This window comes from Euzebya tangerina (assembly GCF_003074135.1).
In the GTDB taxonomy this organism is placed as follows: Bacteria; Actinomycetota; Nitriliruptoria; order Euzebyales; family Euzebyaceae; genus Euzebya; species Euzebya tangerina.
Genome location: NZ_PPDK01000002.1, coordinates 34,756 through 57,480, shown reverse-complemented (window position 1 = coordinate 57,480; position 22,725 = coordinate 34,756). Strand labels below are relative to the sequence as shown.

General features: G+C 68.9%; 9 protein-coding genes. 5 read left to right on the top strand and 4 right to left on the bottom strand.

Annotation, left to right across the window (positions count from 1 at the left end):
- Nucleotides 1-67: 67 nt before the first annotated feature.
- Both C1746_RS16105 and C1746_RS16100 read right to left on the bottom strand, forming a co-directional pair.
- The gene (locus C1746_RS16105; protein WP_116715796.1) at nt 68-2,884 is read right to left on the bottom strand and encodes an ATP-binding protein; all 2,817 of its coding nucleotides are present in this window, start codon (nt 2,882-2,884) and stop codon (nt 68-70) included.
- Between the two features lie 118 nt (nt 2,885-3,002).
- Nucleotides 3,003-3,515 carry an SRPBCC family protein gene (locus tag C1746_RS16100; RefSeq protein WP_116715795.1) on the bottom strand — a complete coding sequence of 171 codons (513 nt, stop codon included), beginning with the start codon at nt 3,513-3,515 and terminating at the stop codon, nt 3,003-3,005.
- A gap of 149 nt (nt 3,516-3,664) precedes the next feature.
- On the opposite strand from C1746_RS16100, the gene C1746_RS16095 reads away from it, so the two are divergent.
- From C1746_RS16095 to C1746_RS16075, 5 genes are all read left to right on the top strand, one after another.
- Nucleotides 3,665-4,675 (top strand): LacI family DNA-binding transcriptional regulator, encoded by a 1,011-nt coding sequence (locus C1746_RS16095; RefSeq protein WP_116715794.1) that lies wholly within the window; start codon nt 3,665-3,667, stop codon nt 4,673-4,675.
- A gap of 104 nt (nt 4,676-4,779) precedes the next feature.
- Nucleotides 4,780-6,351: an ABC transporter substrate-binding protein gene (locus tag C1746_RS16090; protein WP_162867848.1), complete on the top strand. Its 1,572-nt coding sequence runs from the start codon at nt 4,780-4,782 to the stop codon at nt 6,349-6,351.
- Nucleotides 6,352-6,371: 20 nt separating this feature from the next.
- Complete coding sequence (locus C1746_RS16085) at nt 6,372-7,355, top strand: carbohydrate ABC transporter permease (RefSeq protein WP_116715792.1); 984 nt, start codon at nt 6,372-6,374, stop codon at nt 7,353-7,355.
- Nucleotides 7,352-8,455: a carbohydrate ABC transporter permease gene (locus tag C1746_RS16080; RefSeq protein ID WP_205711936.1), complete on the top strand. Its 1,104-nt coding sequence runs from the start codon at nt 7,352-7,354 to the stop codon at nt 8,453-8,455. The genes C1746_RS16085 and C1746_RS16080 overlap by 4 nt, the downstream gene beginning before the upstream one ends.
- Entirely contained in the window at nt 8,452-9,843 is a 1,392-nt protein-coding gene (locus tag C1746_RS16075) for a GH1 family beta-glucosidase (protein WP_205711935.1), read from the top strand. Before C1746_RS16080 ends, C1746_RS16075 begins: the two co-directional genes overlap by 4 nt.
- Nucleotides 9,844-9,909: 66 nt before the next feature.
- On the opposite strand, the gene C1746_RS16070 is transcribed toward C1746_RS16075, so the two are convergent.
- On the bottom strand, nt 9,910-10,683 hold the full coding sequence (locus C1746_RS16070) for a fumarylacetoacetate hydrolase family protein (RefSeq protein WP_116715791.1): 774 nt from the start codon (nt 10,681-10,683) through the stop codon (nt 9,910-9,912).
- 99 nt (nt 10,684-10,782) lie between these two features.
- Nucleotides 10,783-22,578, bottom strand: coding sequence for a putative Ig domain-containing protein (locus C1746_RS16065; RefSeq protein ID WP_162867847.1), 11,796 nt, complete (start codon nt 22,576-22,578; stop codon nt 10,783-10,785).
- Nucleotides 22,579-22,725: the final 147 nt, after the last annotated feature.

The following is a 22,725-nucleotide window of genomic DNA, read 5'->3' as shown; positions in this document are numbered from 1 at the left end:
TGCGCTCGCTGACACTCGTTCGCCCTCCCGGCGACGGATTCGCGGCGATGGACCGATGCCCGTGGCCCTATCCCGCCAGGTCCATCAGCGCCTCGTGGCTGCCAGCAGCCGACCACCCTGCGGAGAGTGCGGCGCTCACTGCCTCCGCCGATACGGGAGGAGCCTCGGCCGACCCGAGCAGCCGATCGACCGACGCTGGGACCGGCCGTGGCTCGCCCCGCAGCCGTGCGGCCGCAGCCACCAGCGTCAGCGCTCGAGTCGGCTCGACCTCCGTGCGCCCCCACGCCATGATCTCCAGCGCCCACGCCAGATTCCGGGCGTCGCCCAGCGCCGCCGCGATCCGTGCCGCCGCGGTCGCCTGCGCGACGGCCTCGGCAGGGTCGCCGTCGGCCCGGGCGACGTCGGCCAATCCCGTCAGCGCCCATGCCACGCCGCGCTGATCGCCCAGATCGGAGAACTCCTCCAGGGAGGCCGCAGCGTGGGCTCGCGCTCGACGGATGTCGGCGACAGCGGCGAAGGCGTGCGCCAGGGCATCGTGCGCCCACCCACGGCCCCACGGGCTCCCCACTCGTCGGGCGTGCTCGAGAACGGCCTGCGCGTCCTCGATGGCCCCGTCCAGGTCGCCGATCTGGCGTCGCAGGATGGCCCTGATGACCAAGCCTCCAGGGAGGTTGGTCGAGGTCTCGATCCAGCCGCTGTCCACCGCGCCATCGACCGCGGCGAGTGCCCGTTCGTACTCGCCCTCCTGACTGGCTGCGAACGCCTGCCAGCCGAGCAGTGGCCCGCTGGCCGGCAGGCCGGCCGCCTCGAAGGCCGCCAGAGCACGACCGTTGTAGTGCAGGGCCTCGGCGAATCGACCTCGCCAGTCCCAGTAGCGGTTGGCGACGGTCAGGACCTCGACGATCGTCTGAGGCTCATCGGCAGACCGGATGAGGTGGTCCAGCACGGCGTGCAGGTTCTCGGCCTCCGCATCGAGGGCCTTCATCGCCTCCAGCTGCTTCGCGCCGCGCAGGGCTGCGCCGTGTGTGGCCAGCACGCCCCGAACCCAGCTGACGAGCGCCGTGGTCAGCTCCACCTGGCGCGAGTCCTCCAGCCCCGACCAGACGTGCCGCCGCATGGTCGCCAACATCCGATAGCGGCCGCTGTGGTCACGCCGCACCATCGACCGGTCGATGAGGCGGCGCAGTGGCGAGAGCGACGACACGCCAGCGACGGCCTCGGCGCCGTCGAGGTTGAAGTCAGCGAAGACACTGAGCCCGTCGAGCGCGGCGCGGTCTGCCGGATCCAACGTCGCCAGCGACCACTCGAATGCGGCCTCGAGCGTGCGGTGTCGAGCGGGCCGGTCGCTGCCTCCACGACCCAGGGAGTCGAACGACTCCGCGACCCGGGCGGCCAGCTCGGCCACCCCGACGGTCCGGGCTGAGGCGGCGGCCAACTCGATGGCCAGCGGCAACCCGTCCACGCTGGTGACGATGGAGGAGACGTGTTCCACCGTGGCGTCGTCGACCTCGAAGGTCCCGTCGATGGCTGCCGCGCGATCACAGAAGAGCTGCACCGCCGTCGAGGCCCAGGACTGGTCGGCGGCCGAGGGTGGCTCCAACGGATCGAGGGTCAGCACCTGCTCCCCGCGGATTCCGAGGCGGGCTTGGCTGGTGACCACCGCACGCAGCTCGGGCTGCCGCGCCAGCAGTCCTCCGAGAAGATCGGCAACCCCGGTGAGTACGTGCTCGGCATTGTCCAGGATCAGCACAGCGGCGCCGAGCTGCTCAGCGAGGACGTCGACGGCGGGACGTTGCAGGTTCTCACGCAGCCCGGCGGCGTCGGCGACGGCGGGAAGGACCAACTGCGGGTCCCGGACCGGGTCCAGGGATACCCAGATCACGACGGCTGGATCGGTCGGATCGTGCTCACCTGGTATGGCACCGGCGTGACGCTGCCAGCCGAACTCCTGGGCCAGGCGTGTCTTGCCGACGCCGCTCGGTCCGGTCAGGGTGACCAGGCGCGCTCGGTCGACGGCCTCACTAAGTCCCGCGAGCTCGGTCTCCCGCCCGACGAAGGTGTCGACCGGCGCCGCTGGACGGGCTGACGCTCGGCCCGTTCGTGGCGCCGATGGACGTCCGACGGCTCTGGGCTCGAGCACGGCGACATCGTGCCGCAGGATCGCGTCGCGGATGGTCGCGAGCGCCGGACTGGGATCCAACCCGAGTTCCTCGACGAGCCGCTCCTGGAGGCGGTCGTACACCGCCAGTGCCTCGGTCTGACGGCCCTGCCGGTACAGGGCGATCATCAACGGTCGGTGCAACGCCTCATCCAGGCCGCCAGGGCCGCCGGGGGCCAAGGCCGCCCCCACCTCCTCCGCGACCCGGTCGACCTGCTCATCCTCCAGTGCCAACTCGGCCCAGCGACCCAGGGCTCTGGTGTACAGCTGTGTGAGCCGGGCGGACTCGCTCTGCAGGACTGGGTCGTCCGGGTGGTCGAGGAATGGCCGGCCACGCCAGCTATCGATGGCCTCGCGGTAGGTCGCTGCATCCTGCGTGCCGGAGGCCACGGTCTGGTCGAGCACGGCCGCGTCGATGGCCTGTACCGGCAGTCGCAGCCGGTACCCCTCCCCCACTCGTTGCAGCACCTCGGGGGGGTCTCCTCGCCCGCGGGAGGGCTCCAGCAGCCGTCGGAGCCGTGCGATCACGTACTGCACCGCGTTGTCGGGATCCTTCGGCGGATCGTCTGCCCAGAGCATGTCGACCAACCGATCCTGGCTGACGACCTGGTCACGTCGGATGGCCAGGTGCAGCAGTGTCCGGCTCTGTCGACCTGCCGGCACCCGGACCGCCTGGCCGTCCACGCGAAGCAGGGGCGGGCCGAGGATGGCCAGCGAGATGGTCACGCCACCGAACGATCCACGGTCGGGGACCGGCGTGCAATCCAGTATGGGATGGCACGCCGGCGATCAGGCCGCCACCGGCGCAGCGCCGGTGGAGGACCGGAGGAACCCGTCACGCCCGCTACCGGCCGGCCTTGGCCAACTCCTTGGCCTTGGCCTCACTGACCCGGCCGGTCTCGGCGTACGCGGCCAGATCGCCCTTGATGGTCTTCAGCAGGCGGTTGAACTGCAGCTTCATCATCGGCTTCATGATGACACCGAGGGGCCCGGAGACGTCCGCCGTCAGACGCTGGGTGACCTCGGTCGTCCGCGGTCCACGGCTGCGCAAGGTCCAGACGTTCTCCATGTTGGAGACGAACGAGGGCAGCTTCTCGGCGTCGACGGAGTAGCCGAACCGGTGGTTGTCCGGGTCGAATACGGTGAATCGCTCGTCGGTGGCACCAAGGCCCGGGATGACGCAGGAGCGTCCGGCTGCGGGAGCACCCTCCGGGATGTGCGTGGCCTGCGGGTTCGGGCCGGAGGCGTCCAGCCCTGACACCCACGTGGCGACGTCGGTGAACTCGTCGACCAGGACCTCCCAGATGCGGGAGACCGGTGCGTTGATGATGTACTGGTTGGTGATCTCGAGGCCCATGACAGCTCCTTGCTGTGGTGCGGTGGTCAGATGGACCAGAGGTTGCAGGGGCTGCTGTGCCGTCACTGTGCTGCGGCTGGCGCAGAACCCCCTTGATTCGCGATTCGCCAGCAGGCTAGATTGAGAGCGCTCTCAACACGGAGGTCGAGGTGAAGCCGAAGACACTCGAGGACCTGGCAGCGTTGGCCGGTGTGTCCCGAGCGACCGTGTCGCGGGTGGTCAACGGCGGCTCGGTGTCGGAGCGGACCCGCAGGCGCGTTCAGCAGGTCCTCGACGAGACCGGCTTTCGACCCAACCGGGCCGCCCGAACGCTGGTGACGGGTCGCTCGGGCGTCGTCGGCGTCGTGATGCACGAAGAGCCGACGGTGCTGTTCAAGGACGCCTACTTCGCCGACCTGATGCACGGCATCAGTGACGGTCTGGCCGAGCAGGCCACGGGCATGATGCTGTGGCTGGGCAATCGCTCCAAGGCCGACACGCTGGAGCACATCCGCTCCAGTGGCATCGCCGATGGGATCATCGTCACCGCACACTTCCGCGACGACCCGCTGGTCGACGGGCTTCGGGCCGCTCCGATCCCGACGGTCCTCATCGGTCACCGGCGCGAGGATGCAGACGCCAGCTACGTCGACATCGATAACGTCGAGGCGGCCCGGACCGTCACCCGGCACCTGATCGAGTCGGGTCGGACCCGGGTCGGCCACATCACCGGGCGGCCGGGCACGGTGGCTGCTGACGATCGGCTCGAGGGCTACCGCCTGGCCATGCTCGACGCTGGCCTCGACCCCGACCGCTACGTCGCCGTGGGCAACTATGAGCGCCACGACGGGCAGCGGGTGGCCCCTGAACTGCTGGAGCGTGGGGTCGAGGCGATCTTCTGCGTCAACGACTTCGTGGCGCACGGCGCCTACCTGGCACTGCAGGAGCGCGGCGTCGACATCCCGGGCGACGTCGCGGTCGCGGGCTTCGACGACCTCGAGTTCGCGGCCACCCTGCCGCCACCGCTGACCACGATCCGGCAGGACGTCCGGGCGGTCGGCATGCAGGCTGCGGCCAGTCTGCTGGCTCTGCTGGACGACCCCGACGGGGCGCCCCAACGGGTCCTGCTGCCAACCGAGCTGATCATCCGCGCCTCCACGGACGGAGGCGCCAGCACCTAGCCCAGCTATCCCCGACGAACGAAGCCAGCGTGGAACCACCGGAGGTTCGAGTCCGGTGGTCCCACTACCTCCCCGCCAGAGCGTTACCACCGAAGGAGAAGGCAATGACAACAATAGACCGCCGCGCCCATGTGGCCGTGGCACTGATTCTGGTCCTGATCGCAGCCGCGTGCGGCGGCGGGGACACCGCGGAGGGGGGTGACACCGGCTCGGAGGCCGCCACCAGCGACGACGCCGCAGACGCCGCGGCGGGAGCAGCCGAGGAGGACACCGAGTCCGACGAGGCCAACGACGAGGCCATGTCGGAGGAGATCGACGACGACGAAGCCACGGAGGACGCCACGGGCGGCGAGGACAGCAGCTCCGGCGACCGGGTCGAGATCCGCTGGTTCGTCGGCCTCGGGTCCGGCGGGCAGCCGGAGCAGATCGCGGCGCAGGAGGAGGTCGTGGCCGAGTTCAACGACAGCCAGTCCGAGATCGAGGTCGTGCTCGAGATCGTGGAGAACGACGTCGCCTACGACACCCTCTCGACCCAGATCGCGGGCGGCAACGCGCCCGACATCGTCGGCCCGGTGGGACGGGACGGCTCGAACTCCTACGCCGGCCTGTACCTCGACCTCGAGCCGTTCGTCGAGGAGACGGGCGTCGATCTGACCCGCTTCGACGAGGAGACCGTGGAGAACTTCCGGGAGGAGGACGGGACCCTGCCCGGACTGCCGTTCGCGTCCTTCCCTTCCTTCATCTACTACAACACCGAGCTGTTCGATGAGGCCGGCCTGCCCTACCCGCCGCAGGAGTACGGCGAGGACGGGACCGCGATCTACGGCGAGGGAACGGAGTTCGAGGGCACCTGGGACTGGGACAAGGTCGCGGAGCTGGCGGCGTTCCTGACCGTGGACGCGAACGGGGTCGATGCCACCGACGATGCCTTCGACCGGACCCAGACCGTCCAGTGGGGTTTCGTCCACCAGTGGGTCAGCCTCATGTACGCCCAGGGCACGGCGTTCGGCGCCGGCTACCCGGTGGCCGACGACGGTAGCGCCGACATCCCCGACCAGTGGGTGGACGAGTGGCAGTGGTACCACGACCTGGTGTGGGACGTCGGGGCGGCGCCGAGCCAGGAGCAGTTCGACTCCGACCTGCTGAGCGGCAACCCGTTCAGCTCCGGCAACGTGGCGATGGCCAACTCCCACCTCTGGTACACCTGTTGCGTCCGCGACGAGGACGGCAACGGCCTCGAGTTCTTCGACATCGCCGTCTTCCCCTCCCACCAGGGCACGGTCACCGCGAAGATGCACGGTGACACGTTCCGCATCTTCGAGTCGACCGAGCATCCGGACGAGGCCTTCGAGGTCCTCACCTACCTGCTGGACGACGCCGCCCTTCCGTTGCTGAACGCCTACGGCGCCGCACCGGCCGACCCGGCGTTGACCGAGGCCTTCTACGCCGACCTCGATGAGACCTTTCCCCAGGGCGTCAACTGGCAGGTCGCCCGGGACTCCGCGCAGTTCTCCGACGTCCCGAGTCACGAGCAGGCGACCCCGGCGTGGGACGAGTACAAGCTGGCCATGGCCGACTTCGAGAGTGCTCAACTCTCCGACCCCGACCTCGACATCGCGGCCGCGGCTGGCGAGCTGGAAGCCGAACTGGACGGCATCTTCGCCGCGGCGGAGTAGACACGGCCCCGACGCCGCCCATGTCCGTCGCGTCTGCGCCCACCGGGAGGGTCGGCCCACCGCCGGCCCTTCCGGAGGATGAGCCTGATCCCCCTCCCCCATCGCGCCTGCATCGCCGACAGGGGCGCATCGGACTTGTCTTCGCCTCCCCCTGGGTCATCGGCTTCTTCGTGCTCTACGCGCTGCCGATGGCCGCGTCGCTGTGGTTCTCCTTCACCGACTTCAACCTCACCTCGGCCGAGCCCACGTCCTTCGTCGGGCTGGACAACTGGCGCCGCCTGTTCGGCGACCCCGAGGTCATCAATTCGGCCTGGGTGACCGTGAAGTTCGGTGTTCTCTCCCTCCCCTTCACCATCCTGGTGCCACTGGGGTTCGCCTACCTGTTGACCTCGAAGAACCTGTGGGGCCGCTCGTTCTTCCGGACGCTGTTCTATCTGCCGTCGGTCATCCCGTTCGTCGCCGCGGTGCTCGTGTTCAACGGAATGCTCAACTCCCAGACCGGCTGGGCCAACCGGGCGCTCGGCGCCGTCGGCATCCCCGGCCCGAACTGGCTGAACTCCGAGGTCTGGATCTACCCGACCCTCACGCTGATCGCGCTGTGGGGCGTCGGCAACGCGATGATCATCTTCATCGCCGGCATGAACTCGGTGCCAGAGGATCTCTACGACGCAGCGGCTGTGGACGGTGCCGGCTCGCTGGCGATGTTCCGGCACGTGACGATTCCGCTCATCTCCCCCGTGCTCTTCTACAACATCGTCGTTGCGCTGATCGGGCTGTTCCAGTACTTCCTCGTGCCGTTCGTGCTGAAGAACGGCTCGGGTGATCCGAACGGCTCGACGTTCTTCTACTCGATGTACTTCTACCGAACCCTGTTCCGGCTCCAGAACATGGGCTACGCCGCGACGCTGGCCTGGATGCTGTTCATCGCCGGCGTCGTCGTCACCGGGGTGCTCTTCTGGTCGGCCAAGTACTGGGTGCACTACGAGTTCGGGGAGCGGTCATGAGCTCGTTGACATCAACGGTCGAGCGCCTGCAGTCCAGCGGCGAGCCGACCCGGCGATTCGGCGACACCGACGGGGGGATCCGCAAGATCCTGGCAGCCGGGCTGGTCACGATGGTCGCGACGGGCATCGCCATCGTGTACCTCTCTCCGCTGGCGTACATGGGTGCGACGGCGCTGAAGACCGAGGCGATGATCCAGGACTTCCGCGCACCGCTCTATCCGGCGGCGCCCGGTCAGGTGGCCTACGACGGTGAAGAGCTCGACCTCTACGAGGTCTCCCTGCCCGACGGCAGCACCGCCAATCTGGCGCTGCTGCAGCCGGGCCGGCAGGCGTCGATGTACGTCGATCCCGATGACCTCGAGGCTGCGCCGATCGAGTGGGAAGGCAACTGGCGGCAGTTGGAGCCCGCCTACACCTTCAGTCCGCAGACCGACAACTTCTCGGCCGCATGGGAGCAGATGGACTTCCTGGTCCTGCTGCGCAACACCGTGGCGATCGCCGGACTCGGGATGATCGGGACGCTGATCGCCTCGACGTTGGTCGCCTACGGCCTGTCGCGCTTCCAGATGCCGTTCAAGCGAACGATCTTCATCGTCCTCGTCGCGACGATCATCCTCCCACGTTTCGTCACCCTCGTGCCGACCTACGCGCTGTTCTTCAAGATCGGCTGGGTCGGAACCTGGCTGCCGCTGATCATCCCCCACTTCTTCGGCAACGCCTACAACGTCTTCTTGCTGCGCCAGTACTTCCTGACCCTGCCGAAGGACCTGGACGAGGCCGCCGCGATCGACGGTGCCGGCCCGCTGCGGACCTTGTGGTCGGTCCTGCTTCCCCAGGCCCGGCCGGCGTTGGTCGCGGTCGGGATCTTCCACTTCTTCTACGCCTGGAACGACTTCTTCGAGCCGCTGGTCTACCTCTCGACGCGACGGGACCTGCAACCCATCGCCGTCGGTCTGCAGGTGTTCAACACGCTCTTCGACACCTCCCCGCACCTCATCCAGGCCGGCGCACTGCTGGCTCTGGCCATCCCCCTCGTGATCTTCTTCTTCGCCCAACGGGTCTTCCTGAAGGGCATCGACCTGTCAGGAGTGAGCAAGTGACGACCACACCGGATCCGACCTCGCTGCGCATGCCAGCGGGCTTCAGCTGGGGCGTTGCAACCTCGGCCCACCAGATCGAAGGAGCCGTCGCCGTCGATGGTCGCGCCCCATCCATCTGGGACACCTTCAGCCACACCCCCGGCAAGGTCGATCGCGGCGAGAACGCCGACGTCAGCTGCGACCACTACCACCGGTTCCGTGACGACATCGCCCTGATGGCACAGCTCGGAGTCGACACCTACCGCTTCAGCCTGTCGTGGTCACGGCTGCTGCCCGAGGACGACAAGACGGTCAACCCGCTGGGTGCGACCTTCTACCGCTCGGTCTGCGAGGAGCTGGTCGAGCACGGGATCCGCCCAGTCGTCTGCCTGTTCCACTGGGACCTGCCGCAACGCCTGCAGGACCAGGGCGGGTGGGCCAACCCCGAGTCGTCGCAGTGGTTCGCCGAGTACGCCACCCGCGCCAAGGAGACGTTGGCGGACCTGGCCACGACGTGGATGACCCTGAACGAGCCGTACTGCGCCGCCTTCCTCGGGCACCACAGCGGTGTCCACGCACCCGGCGTCACCGACGCAGGGACCGCCTACCTGGCTGCCCACAACATGCTGCTGGCCCATCACCGCGCCGCGGCGGTGCTGCGGTCGACCGAGCCCAATCCGGATGACGAGGTCACGATCGCGCTGAACCTGATCCCCGCGACCGGGGCGACGGACTCGGCGGCGGACACGGCGGCTGCTGCCAAGGCCGACATGGTCCAGAACCAGCTGTTCCTCGACGGCGTGCTGCAGGGCCGCTATCCCGACCAGATCAGGGAGCACCATCACACCTTCGGCGTGGCTGACCAGATCGACACCGACGAGCTGGCGGCGATCGCCCAGCCGATCGACTGGCTGGCGGTGAACTACTACAACGTCACCCACGTCGCCCACCAGGACGGAGCACCCTCGCTCCTGGGCTTCCCGGGAGCGACCGAGACCATCGGCGTGGAGCCGCCGCCTCCACGGACTGAGATGGGGTGGGGCATCGAGCCCCAGGGTCTGGACCGGGTGCTGCGGCGTGTCGGCGCGGCCTACCGTGACCTACCGATCGTGATCAGTGAGAACGGCGGGGCGTTCCCCGACGTCGTCCAACACGACGGGTCGATCGACGACCAGGACCGGATCGCCTACCTGCACGACCACCTGCAGGTGGTCGCAGCCGCCAGTCGCGATGGCATCGACGTGGTCGGCTATCACGTCTGGTCGTTGCTCGACAACTTCGAGTGGGCACTGGGGTTCAGCAAGCGGTTCGGCATCGTCCGGGTCGACTTCGACACGCTCGAGCGCACCCCGAAGGCCAGCGCCCGGTGGTACGCCCAGGTCATCGCCGCGAACCGCAGCCAGTCCTGATCCGGCGCGCCCTGCGATCGAGTGCTCGCGGGGCCGCCTCAGGGCCAGGCCCTGCTGCGAGTCGTCCTAGGGCCCGGCGTCCTCGACCGGGTTCCGCAGCGTCCCCAGCCCCTCGACCTCGACATCGACGGTCTGGCCGGCCGCGATGGGCCCGACACCGGCGGGTGTGCCGGTCAGGATGACGTCGCCGGGGAGCAGCGTGGCGAAGGCGGAGCACCAGGCGACCAGTTCGCCGACGTCGAAGACCAGGTCGTCCAGAGAGCCCCGCTGCCGCTCCTCTCCGTCCACGCGGCAGATCACGTCGCCGCCGGCTGCGGGGTCGAAGTCCGTGTCGATCCAGGGGCCCAGCGGGCAGAAGGTGTCGAACCCCTTGGAACGGGTCCACTGCTGGTCTCGCCGCTGAAGGTCGCGGGCGGTGACGTCGTTGGCGCAGGTGTACCCCATGATCACGTCAGCCGCCTGCCCGGCGGGGACGTCCTTGCAGATCCTGCCGATGACGACGGCGAGCTCGGCCTCGTGATGGACCTCCTGGCTGAGGGAGGGCAGCTGGATGGCTTCCCCGATGCCGATGACGCTGGTCGAGGGCTTGGAGAAGATGAGCGGCTCGGCCGGCACCTCGCCATCCATCTCAGCCGCGTGGGCGGCATAGTTCTTGCCCACGCAGAGGATCTTGCTCGGCAGGACCGGCGGGAGGACGGTCAGCGCCTCGAGCGGTGCAGCCTGCGTGGTGAGGGCGTACTCGCTGAACGGGTTGCCCTCGACCAGGATGGCGTGGTCGCCATCGGCATGGAGGGCGGCGTAGGCGGGACCGTCAGGGCGAGAGACTCGGAGGAAGCGCATGGTCCTGCATCATCGCAGTTCGACACGATCGTGCAGATCGGGGCCCATGTGTGGGTTGGGCCCCGATCGTGCACCTGTGCCGGACTGGCGAGACAGTCCTCAGCCGGCGGGGACGATCTCGATGCCCGACAGCTTGGCCTGGTTCACCGAGGCCTGCATATCGATCGAGAGCGAGCCGTCAGTGACCGTCACCGTCGCGGACCGGGTCAGCGCCGTTTGGGCACCGACCTCGGCGAAGATGTCGAGGTCGTCCACCACCAGCTGACCCTCGACGGTGCCGTCGAAGATCCGGTTCCCGGCCCCGGCGGGCCCGGCGCCCTCGGCGCCGAAGTAGATCTCCGCCATGTGCAGGGTCACGTCGTAGGTGCCGTTGGTCAGCGGGATCTCGTAGGCGTGCCCACCGGCGCCGCTGCGCTCGGTCAGGTGGATCGCCGGGCTCTGGGCCCCGGTGATCTCGTTCGCCGTCAGATTGCCGTTGCTGTAGGTGGAGCCGCCGATGAAGTCACGGTCGGCCTCCCAGGCGATCCCGCCTGATGTCACGGCACCACCCCCGGCGTTGATCCGGATCGCTGGCGCCGCCACCCCGGTGACCTCGACCGTCGCGACGGCTGAGGGGCCAGAGAGGTTGCCGGAGACGTCCTCTGCCAGGACCCGGTAGGAGTAGGTGCCCGACGCCGGAGGGGCGTCGACGAAGGTCGTCCCGCTGACGGCGATCCCGGTGAGGGAGGTCCAGGGGCCCGTGGGGCTGGTGGCGCGCTCCACCTGGTAGCCGGTGAGGTCGGCGTCGGCCACACCGTCCCAGGTGAGCTCGACCTCACCGTCGACCGCGGTCCCTGCCAGCCCGGCGGGCACGGCCGGAGCGGTCGTCTCCTCCGGCGTCGCCGGACGGATGTTGGTGACCAGGTACTCGTTGTCGTTGAAGTCGTAGTTGATGCCCGAGTAATCCATCACGACTAGGTAGGAGCCGGGGATCGGGACGCCGTCGCGGTCCTCGACGGGCCACACCCGTAGGTGGTGGCCCAGCTGGCAGCCGTCGTTGCCGGGCCCGCAGCTGTCCGGTCCCGTGTTGTTGAGGGTCCAGTCGCCCGACTCAGGATCGATCCGGAGCGTGAACTCATCCGGTGCCGGGTCGAACGTGGTGAACGCGGGTTGGGTGTCGGAGCCCGAGATCCGCGGCAGCAGGCTCTGGGCCCACTGCCCGTCGTGGGTCAGCACCTGGGTCCAGTTGTTCTTCTGGCCCACCGGGTGCCAGCCGAAGGACGCCGTGTTGTTGCAGCAGGTGTGGTAGGCCGCCAACTGCCGGACGGTCGCAGGCTGGCTGGGGTCAGCCAGTTCCCAGCTGCGGGTCAGGATCTCGTCGCCGATGGTCTCCAACCGACCCTGGTTGTTGATGGCCTCGCCCGGGTTGCGGATGGTGGTGCCGAACCCGAAGGCCTGCGCGATCTCCTCGACGTTGGGCTCGTTGCCGCCCTCGGACTGTTCCTGCCAGATGGCGCCCAGCTCGATCGTCGCCGTCGGGCCGTCGGCACCGTCGTGGGAGACGAGGAGGACGCTGTCGAAGTTGGTGTTGTTGCCGGTCCCGGTGCCGACGAACGTCACCTCGACGGTGACCTCGTCGCCGACCGGGATGGTGGCCGGCAGCGTCGGACCGTCGCTGACCTCGAAGTCGTCTCCGTCGATGGCGAGCGCCGACACGGTGATGGTCTCGCTGCCGTCGTTGCCGAGGATCACCTGCGCGGTCTCATTCGTGGCCGGGTCGCTCACCGGCGACTCGATCCGGCTCATGACCAGCCGGTCGTCGAAGGGCGCCGCCTCGGGATTGGTGATGGTCAGCGCCCCGTCGCCCAACTCGACGATGGTGAAGGTGGCGGTCTCGACCGTCTCGTTCCCGGCGCCGTCGGTGGCGGTCACCTCGACGGTGTGCTCGCCGGTGCCCGTCACCTCGAACGGCTCGTCGTAGTTGGTCAGGTCGACTGTTCGGGGGGTGCCGTCGACGACGATGTCGACGAACTCGAGGGTTCGATCCGTGGCGCTCACCGTGACCGTCACCGGACCGGTGAACGTGGTGCCGTCGCCGTCACCGGACAGGTCGATGCCGACCTGTGGCGGGACGACGTCCTGCCCGCCGGTGGAGGAGATGCGCAGCCACTGGAGCTTGGCGTTGAGGCCGGTCGAGACCACGGTCAGGGCGCCATCGGCCACCGACACGGTGGCACTCCCGGTGGTGTACTCCGACGGACTGCCCGGCGTCGTGGCCGGGATCAGCGTCTGTCCCTCCGCGGTGAAGGCGTGCGTGGAGTCGGCGAAGCCGGGGTCGCCGGCTGAGGCCTCGATCACGTAGTCGCCGTTCGGGAGGGTGTACTCCCAGGTGCCGTTCACCACGCTGTCGACGGTGTCGTCGTCGACGATGATCAGGGTGCCGTCCAGCGGGTCGGTGTCCTGGGCACGGTCACGGGTGTCGTCGGTCTTGTCCGCGCCGCCCTCGGTGTCGACCCAGCCGTAGCCTCGGCCGGCGTCGAAGAGCTCGCCGATGTCGGCGACCCAGTCAGGTGGGGTGGGCGAGCCGGCTGGCTGGAAGTTGACCTGCCCGATCGTCTCACCGATCCCGCCGTCGAGCGGGGTGATCTCGATGTAGTTGATCTTGGTGTTCGTCCCGCCGATCTGGTCGACCGTCAGGGCGCCGTCGGTCACCTCCACCTGGACCGTGCTGGTCGTGTGCCGTGCGTCGGAGCCGTTCGGGGCCGTCGACTTTCCGAAGGCGTCGACTGCGGTGATGCCCTCGACGTTGATCGTGTGGGTCTCGTCCGCACCACCCAGGTTGGGATCGCCGACGGAGACGGTGACCTCGTAACTGCCGTCGACGACGGCGATCTGCCATGACCCGTCGGCCAGGACGCCGCCCTGGCCCTCTGGTGGCAGGTCCATGTGCATCAGGGTGTCCAGGCGCTGATCGTCGTTGCTGTCTCGGTCACGGCCGTTGCCGACCAGCGAGAGCGGATCGAAGGTCTCGTCATCGATCCAGCCGTAGGTCAGGCCCGTGCCCTGGTCGGCGTCGGTCCGAGCGCCGTAGGGCTGGCCGAAGTCCCGCAGGTAGCCGTCGGGCACCGTCGCGGTCTCGGACTGGAAGTTGACCTGGATCGGGTCGCCGGTCGGCTCGCCACCTCCACCGTCACCGGCCGCTACGACGTTCTCTAGGACGAAGACGTAGTCCTGGTAGTCACCGTTGGAGGCGTCTTCGAAGCCGACCAGGAACGTGTCGCCGGGGAGCGGGTAGATCCGGGCCCGGTGGGCGACACCGTCGGTGTTGCGGGCGTCCTCGGTGTAGCCGACCCGGTTGAAGAAGTTCGAGTCGTAGTACACCCCGAACGCCTCGGTGCCGGGGTCGAACTCGAGGGTGGCCCCTGTGTAGGTCGGGATCAGCGTCTGCTGCTGGCCGTTGTCGACCACGGCCAGCTCGGTGAGGTTGGCCGGCCCGTCGGTGTCGGCGTACCAGCCGAACGGCAAGGCCTCGAAGGGGGCGAATCCGGCGACCGGGGTCATCGTGACCGGGCCGTCGTCGGCACGCTCGAACAAGTCGATGGCGATCTCATCGCCCACGGGAGCCGGATCGGTCCCGCCGGCAAGGCCACTCCAGCCGGAGTCCAGGCCCCACTCGAAGGTGTCTATGACCTGCTGGAGCGTCGGCTCCTCGCCGCCCTCCTGACCTTGGTGCGCCAGGGCGCGGACGTCGAGGGTCTCGGTGGCCTCGGCGGTGCTGAACTCGAGTGTCGCGGTGCGGACCCCGGGGGTGCCCGAGGGGTCGAACGTCAGCGTCACCTCGACGCTGCTGCCGGCCGGAACCGTCCCGACGGTGTCCAGCGTGAACTGGCCGGCGTCGGCCCCGCTGACCTGGCCCGTCACCGCGACGTCCTCGGCACCGGTGTTGGTGACCGTGATCGTCTCGCTGTCCGTGGGCTGCTCGCCGTTGAGCGTGGCCGACATGATCAGGTCGTCGGTGGTGACGGCGTCCTGATCGTTGGTGACGTCGATGCCGCTGGCCTGCTGGCCGTCCGGCACGCGCAGCAGGTAGAGCTGCTGTGGCTCGCCGGCCCGGTTGTACTGGTTGAGGTAGAGGTTGCCGGGATTGACCGTGGTGTCCTCGATGACCTCCAAGGGGTCGGCGTACCCGCCGGAGAAGCCACCGATGGTGGTTCCGGCCTGCTCACCCAGGATCGTGCCATCTGGCGCGACCTGCATGGTCAGGATGTCGTCGTTGTTGGAGAAGCGCACGATCATCACGCGGCCCTGGAGCGCACCACCGAAGGTCTCGGAGGTGTACTCGATGACGCCGTTCGGGCTCTTGTTGAAGTCGAGGCTGTAGGCCCCATCCAGGTCGTAGTTGGGGTCGGCGTCGGTGCCGGCGGGGTAGAAGTTGCCCGTGCCGTTCAGCGAGTCGGAGCCGTTGTTCATCACCCACTCGCAGCGGGTGGGGTTGGGGTGGCCGTAGTAGCCGCCCTCCTCGACGGTGAAGATGTAGTCGAGTTGGGTCGGCAAGCCCGTGTGGGCGGTCACGTCGCCGCCGGTGTAGCCGCCGTCGGCACGCCGGGTGGCGCACACATCGGTCACGTCGGTGCCCTGGTCGAAGCCCGTCTGGGCGTCGCGGGGGTCATCCGACTGCATGATCAGGCTGCCATCGACCTCCAAGACGCCGGGGCTCGAGCCGCCGGCAGCGGTCCCGTTGGTCGGCACATAGATCTGGCCGTTGGAGTGCCACACGAGGTCGAAGGCGTTGCGGATGCCCGTCGCATAGACCTCCAGCGGGGCGCCGGGCGCGAACGGGTCGTAGCTGCCGCCGACCTCGACGGTCGCGACGTCGATCGGACCGTTGGCGGCCACCTCGGCCAGCACGTCCTGTGGGTCGAAGCGCAGCAGTGCTGCGGTCAGTTGCGTCTCGCCGCGGTTGCCCCAGGCGCCGTCGGTGTCACCGGCGGCCTGGTTGGAGCCCTGCAGGAAGTACAGCCAGTCGCCCCCGCCGTCACCCGATGGTCCGTAGATCATCGAGTTGGACAGGTGGTCCTTCTGCGAGCGCGGCAGGTTGACGAAGATGTCCTGGACGATCGGGCTGGCGGGGTCGGAGAAGTCGATCCGCGAGACCTTCGACCCGATCCGGGCCGACTCGTTGCCCAGGTTGGGCGTCGCGTGGGTGACCCACGCCATGTCCGGGTCGCCCTGGTCGAAGACCAGACCGATTGCCGCCCGGCCGACCAGCACGCCGAGGTCCTGCTGTGCGCCGAGGGTGCCGTCGGGGAGGATCTCGTGGCGGTACATGCCCTGACCGATGGTCGTGTACCAGAGGTGCCCCTGGTGGACCTGCATCGAGGCGATGAACTTGCCGTTGTCGCCAGAGGCGGTGGGCAGCAGTACGCGCTCGAAGTCGACGCCGTCGATCTCGTCGAACTGGCACTCGGGTAGCGTCGGGTTGTCCGCGCAGACGCCGGGATCGGGGTCGTCGGGCTCGGTCTCCGTGGTGAAGGTGGACTGGAAGGTGCCGAAGGTGTTGCCGGCCTCGTCCAGGACGCCGTCGATGACGTACCGGTAGGTCGTGTCGTACTCGAGCGCCGGCTGGGCGCTGAACGCGATCGTGTCGTTGCCGCCGGTGGAGCCGCGGTTGCCCGTGACCTCCTCCTCGCCCGTGGCCGTCACCTCGAACAGCTTGACCGCGTCGTCGGTCAGGGAGGTGTCGCGATCGGGGTCGACACCGAGGCCCGTGCCGGGCACGCTGACCGATGCCGAGACGGCACTGTCGATCGCCACGTCCGTGGCGCGGTTGGGCGGGATCATCTGCGTGGCGAAGGGCTGGGTGCCCAGGCTGCGCACCTGCACGTAGTTCAGCTTGGTGTTGGCGCCGCCGATCGCGTTGATGGTCAGGCGACCGTCCTCAACACCGGCCTGTGCCGTGACCTGCAGGTACTCCTGGCCGGCGTCGGCCTGGAACGCCAGGATCGCCAGGCCCGTCTCGATGTTGATCGCGTGCAGCGAGTCGTAGACCCCGCCGTTGCCGGGCTGGTCGCCGACCCCGAGGGTCACCTCGTACAGGCCGTTCGGCACCTCGAGTTCCCAGGCGCCCGGTTCACACACGTTGCTGGTGCAGTTCGGGTTGCCGCCGTAGACGGTGCCGATGTCCCCGTACTGCATGTGGATAAAGGTGTCATTGAGGTCATCGATGGCGGCGCGGCCGCGCTCACGGGCGTTGCCGACCAGACTCAGGGGCGTGGTCGTGCCCTCGGCGACCCAGCCGTAGCTGAGTCCGCTGCCCTGGTTCGGCCCCGTCCGTGGTCCGAAGGCCTCACCGATGTCGGCCAGGTAGCCGGCCGGGGGCGTGCCGAAGTCCTCGTCCTGGAAGTTGACGTCGATGGCGACCTCGTCGATGACCGCGATCTCGAAGGTCTCGGTATCGGTGGCCTCGCCATCGTCGCCCGTCACCTCGACGGTGAACGGGCTTGCTGCCAGGGCGGTGGCCTCCACGGTTCCGGTGATGTCAGAGCCGTCGAAGGCCAGCCCGTCGGGCAGGCCGGTGACGTCGACGGTGACGGTGTCGCCATCCTCGTCGAACGTCTCGACGGGGATGATGGTGTCCTGGCCGACGAACAGGGTGCGGTCGCCCGTCAGCAGCAGCTCGGGGGCGGTGTTGCCAGCCCCGGTGTCGGTCGAGGTCTGGACGATCTCGACGTAGTTGAGCTTGGTGTTGACGCCGTTGCCACCGAGGTAGTCCAGCGTCAGGGCGCCGTCGGTCACGACGGTCGTGCCGCTGGCTGTCGTGTGACGGGTGTCGCTGCCGTTCGGGCCCGTCGGCGTGAAGTCGTCGATGATGGTGACGCCCTCGGCGTTGACGCGGTGGATCTCCGGGTCGGTGCCGCCGCTGGCATCGCCAGCTGCCACGGTGACCTGATAGGTCCCGTCCGGCACCGCGATCTCCCAGAAGCCGGTCGGCGGCGTGGAGGGGTGCTCCATGTTGATGGTGGTGGCGAGCAGCAGGTTGGTCTGACCCGTGGCGCTGCGGTTGCGGCCCTGTCCGACCAGCGAGAGGGGGCTGCCGTCATCGACGGCGATCCAGCCGTAGGTCAGGTCGCTCCCCTGCTCAGGGCCGGTACGGGGACCATAGGCCTCACCGAAGTCACGGAGGTAGTCCGCAGGCGGGACGGTGCCCGCGTCGGAGAAGTTGACGTTGGTCGCGAAGAGGTCCGCCTCCTCGATGACCGTGAGGGTGAAGGTGGCCGTCGTCGTATCGGTGCCGTCGTCGGCCGTCACGGTGACGGTGTAGGCGCCGGCGCTGTCGGCCACCGGGGTCCCGACGATGGTCCCGTCGGTGTCGTCGTAGGCCACGCCAGTTGGCAGGCCCTCGACGGTCACGGTGATCTCGTCGCCGTCGTCGTCGGCCACGGAGACCGCGATCGGGTCGATGGCCGTCCCCTCGACCGCCTCGACGTCACCGATGGGCGTGATCGTCGGCGGCGTGTTGGCCGCGTCGGGCGTGGTGACGGAGAACTCGGCGAACGTGGCCGACATCGCGTCGGCGGCCGGGGCGCTGCGCTTGGTGGCGAAGAGCCCGGCGTTCACGGTCGGGTCGAAGTCGTCGTCGATGGCCGTGCCCGCGAGCAGCGCCGCGGGGACGATGAGGCTGTCGTCGCCGCCATCCTCCACCTGCTGCTCGGTGCCGCCGTCGACCGTGTAGAACCCGGTCACGGTGCCGCTGGCGGCGTCGATCTCCATCCGGAGCGCAACGTCCTGGCCGTTGGCGAAGGTCGACCCGTTGAGTTCGAAGAAGCCGTCTGCAGCATCGGCGGTCGGATCATCGAGGGACTCGACGGCCAACTGGACCCGGTTGTCGCTGTTGTTCACCCGGACGACGACCAGCTTGATGTAGGTGTCCTCGTCGACGAACCAGGACAGGCCGCCCTGCTGAGATCCACCGCTGCTGGTGTTGAAGTTCGGAGCCACCACGGTGGTGGTGAGCTCGTAGGCCGGCAGGCCGCCGGGGACGGCGACGCCGAGGCCGTTGATCAGCGCGTTGAGGCCCGGAGTGCCCGAGGTCTGCTGGCCTGGCTCGGGGTCGGGTGTGGCGTACTGGATGCCCTTGGTGGCATCAATGGTCAGGCTGCCGCCGTCGACGGTCAGCAGACCGGGCTCGTAGCCGGGGACGTCGGGGAACGTCGGGTCGGCCGGGGCCGGATCCTGGCTGATGTTCGGCTCGTCGCGGTTGGACGGGGGGTCGACCAGGGTGAAGCCGGTGTCGGCCAGGCCACCCTCGCTGCCGTCGAAGTCGAGCTCGTAGGGCAGCTCGACCGGCACGTCGGCACAGGGGAGGGTGGAGAGGGGTGAGCACGGCTCGGCCGGAGCCTCCGCGACCTGGACGCTCCAGTCCGCGAACGTGGCGGTGACGTCGGTGGCAGGGGTGGCCCGCCGCTTGGTGGCGAAGAGTCCGGCGCTGACCGTCGGGTCCAGACCCGTGTCGATCACCGCGCCGTCAGTCAGTGCGGCCGGGAGGAGCAGTTGGGTGAAGGTGGCGTCGGTCAAGGCCTGCTCGGCGCCGCCGTCGACGCTGTAGAAGGCGGTGACGATGCCGGTGTCGGTGTCGACGACCATGCGGAGGGCGACGTCTTGGCCGTCAGGGACGTTGCCGGAGTTGATCTCGGCGATCCCGTCGCTGTCATCGGCGGTCGGGGCGTCCAGTGACTCCACCGCCAACTGGATCCGGTTGGTGGTCGGGCCAGTCCGGGCGACGACCAGCTTGACGAAGGTGTCCTCGTCAGCGAACCAGAGGAGGCCGGCCTGCTGGGAGTTGTTGTTCCCAGCGAACTCGGGTGCCACCAGCGTGGTCTCGAGCTCGACGGTCTCACCGGCGACGGGGACGGCGACGCCGAGCGCGTTGAGCTGACTGTTGACGTTGGTGCTGGTGGCCTCACCGGGATCGGCGTCGGCGGCTAGCTGGGCGAAGTTGATGCCTTGCGTCGCCTCGATCGTCAGTGAGCCGTCGACCGTGAGCAGTCCGGGCTCGTAGCCCGGGACGTCGGGGAAGGTCGGCGTGGCCAACGGGCCGTCAGCAGTGTCGGCGGTGTCGCCGCGGTTGGACGGCGGATCCACCAGCGTGAAGCCGGTGTCTGCCAGGCCACCCTCGGTCCCGTCGAAGTCCAGGTCGTAGGGCAGGGTCACAGGTAGCTCTGCACACGGCAGGGTCGAGAGGGGCGAGCAGGGCTCGACCTCGTCGACGTCAGTGACATCGATCGTGATCGCGGCCGTGCCGGTCAGGTCACCATCAGAGACCTCGACGGTCAGCACGTACTGCGGGGTGGTCTCGAAGTCCAGTGCCGTCGCGGTCGTGATCTCACCGGTCGCGCCGTCGATCGCGAAGGCCTCGCCGGTGTTCCCACCGGCGATCGAGAAGGTCAGGGTGTCGCCGTCCTCATCGTCGGCGATGACCGTCCCCACGACCGTGCCGGTCGGGGTGTCCTCGGCCACCGTGAAGGTCGCGTCGTCTGCGGTCGGGGCGTCATTGACGGCCTCGACGACGGTCAGGGTGAAGGTGGTGGAGTCGCTCGCGCCGACCGTGTCGGTCACGGTGACGGTCACCGCGGCGGTGGTCGGTACGTCGACCACACCGCTGATCGTGCCGGACTCGACGTCGATGGTCAGACCTGCAGGCAGGCCCTCGGCGGAGACGGTCAGCGCCCCACCATCCTCGTCCGAGACGGAGAACGGAATCTCGACAGCCTCGCCCTCATCGACCTCGACGTCATCGATCGGCTCGATGACTGGGGCGTCGTTGGAGCCTGTGACCGTCAGTGTGAACTGGACGGTCGCCGAGCCACCACTGCCGTCGCTGACGGTGATGGTGACCTCGTTGACCCCATCGGTCGTGGGGGTGCCGGAGATCTCGCCCGAGTCGGCGTCGATCGTCACACCCGCGGGCAGACCGGTGGCCTCGAAGGTGAAGGTGTCGTCGTCCTCATCGGTGACCACGATCTGGATGGGCGCCATCGGCTGGTCCTCGACCAGTTCGGTGTCCGACGGGGTGTCCACGACGGGTGCGTCGTTGACCGCCTCGTTCACGGTCAGGGTGAAGGTGTCCTGATCGGTCAGCTCACCATCGGAAACGGTGATCGTGATGGGGTACTCCCCAGGCGTGCCGACCGAACCGGTGATCGCGCCGGTGGCCTCATCGAGGGACAGGCCCGCAGGCAGACCGGTCACCTCGAAGGTCAGCGTGTCGCCTTCGGGGTCCGACACGACCGGCGTGATGGACACCGCGGCGTCCTCATCGACGGTCTGCGCACCCACCGGCGTCAGGACCGGCGCCTCATTTGGCTCCTCCGTCGGCTCGTCGGTCGGCTCCTCCGTGGGCTCCTCGGTCGGCTCGTCCGTGGGCTGCTCGGTCGGCTCGTCCGTGGGCTCCGGGGTCGGCTGCTCGGTCTGCTCACCGCCGACCAGATCGGTGGTCCACTCGAGCGTCGCCGCGAAGGGCTCGCCGAGCGGGTTGGCGGCCAGCAGCGGGATCAGGGTCCGCAGGTCACCTTCGGCTTCGGCGCTGACGACGGCGGTGCCACCGACGACCCAGCCCCGATTCGGAGCCAACCGGTCGACCTCGGTCCGCACGACCTCGGGGAGCGGGCCGGTGGACGGGACCAACAGCAACGGCGCGCCGCGAGCTCCAGCGATCGCCGCAGCCGTCAGGGCGTCGGGGAAGTTGTCGCCGGTGGCGAGGAAGATCTCCTCGACCGGCAGCTCGAACTGCTGGGCGACAGCGACGGCGGTGGCGATGCGCTCAGGACCGGCAATCCGACTGACGTCGGCACCGGTGATCTGGCCCGCCTCGGCCTGCACGTCGGCGCTGACGACGGCCTCCCCGCCCAGGATCACCACGGTGGAGGGAGCCAACGCGACCAGCGCATCTGCTGTCGCGCCGGGCAGGCTCGCGGTCTCGGTCAGCAGGATGGGGCTGCCGGTCGTCCCCGCGAGAGCGGCTCCAGCCAGCGCGTCCGGGAAGTTGCCACCGGTGGCCAGGTACACCGTGTCGGTGGGCGTGTCGAAGGACGACAGCGCGATGGTCGCCGCGGTCTCGAAGCGGGACGCGCCGGCGAGCCGGACCACCGGTTCAACTGCGTCGGAGGCAAACGCGGCGAGCTCGGCCTCCACTCCCGAGGAGATGGCGTTCTCCCCACCGAGCACCACAACCTGTCGTGGGGCCAGGCGGGTCAGCTGGATGGCACTGACGGCCGGGATGCTGTCGGAGTTGACCAGGATGACGGCGGCGTCAGCGACGGCAGCGGCCGGCCCCCCGGTCAGGGCGTCCGGGAACTGGTCAGCGCGTGCGACGAAGACCTGATCTGCCGGCGCCGGAGCCAGCCCCGCCACGGCTGCGCCGGTCTCGAACCGATTGGCACCAGCCAGGCGGGTGACACCCGGGACCTCGGCGATTGCCTGGGCTGACAGGCCGTACTCGCCGGCGGGAAGGCTCAGGGTGACGCTCAGTGCCACACCGTCCTCGGTCAGGGACGGCTGATCGCGCACGGTCAAGGCGGGCTCGTCGACCGGCGGCAGGACCACGGCGCCGCCCGCGTCGAGTGCGGTCGGGATCTCCGGGCCATCCGACAGGCCGATCGTGGCATCCACCCCGCCCAGCGGTGCCCCGGTCTGATCGGTCAGCGTGACGACCGCCCTGATGGGAGCGTCCGGGTCGACCTCGTCGGCATCCTCCAGACGGAGAGACAGGTCGACGGTCCCGGGCTGGTCAGCCGGGAACCGGCGATCGCCGATCTCGAAGACACCGGAGGCCGGTGAGGCTGGGGCTTCCTGCGCGTCAGCGTGGACGCCCATCGGCGCCATGAGCATTGCGAATGCCAGGCCGACAACGGCGGTCAACGACATCCAGGATCGAAAAAGCGACTGCGAGACCATAGGTCATGCCCTCCCCGGGCAACTGCGTCAGACCCGCCCGCACGGTGCAAGCGGTATCACAGACCCTGTCGGTCTCGACCTCCGACTTCCTCCCCAATACTGGGGATGCGT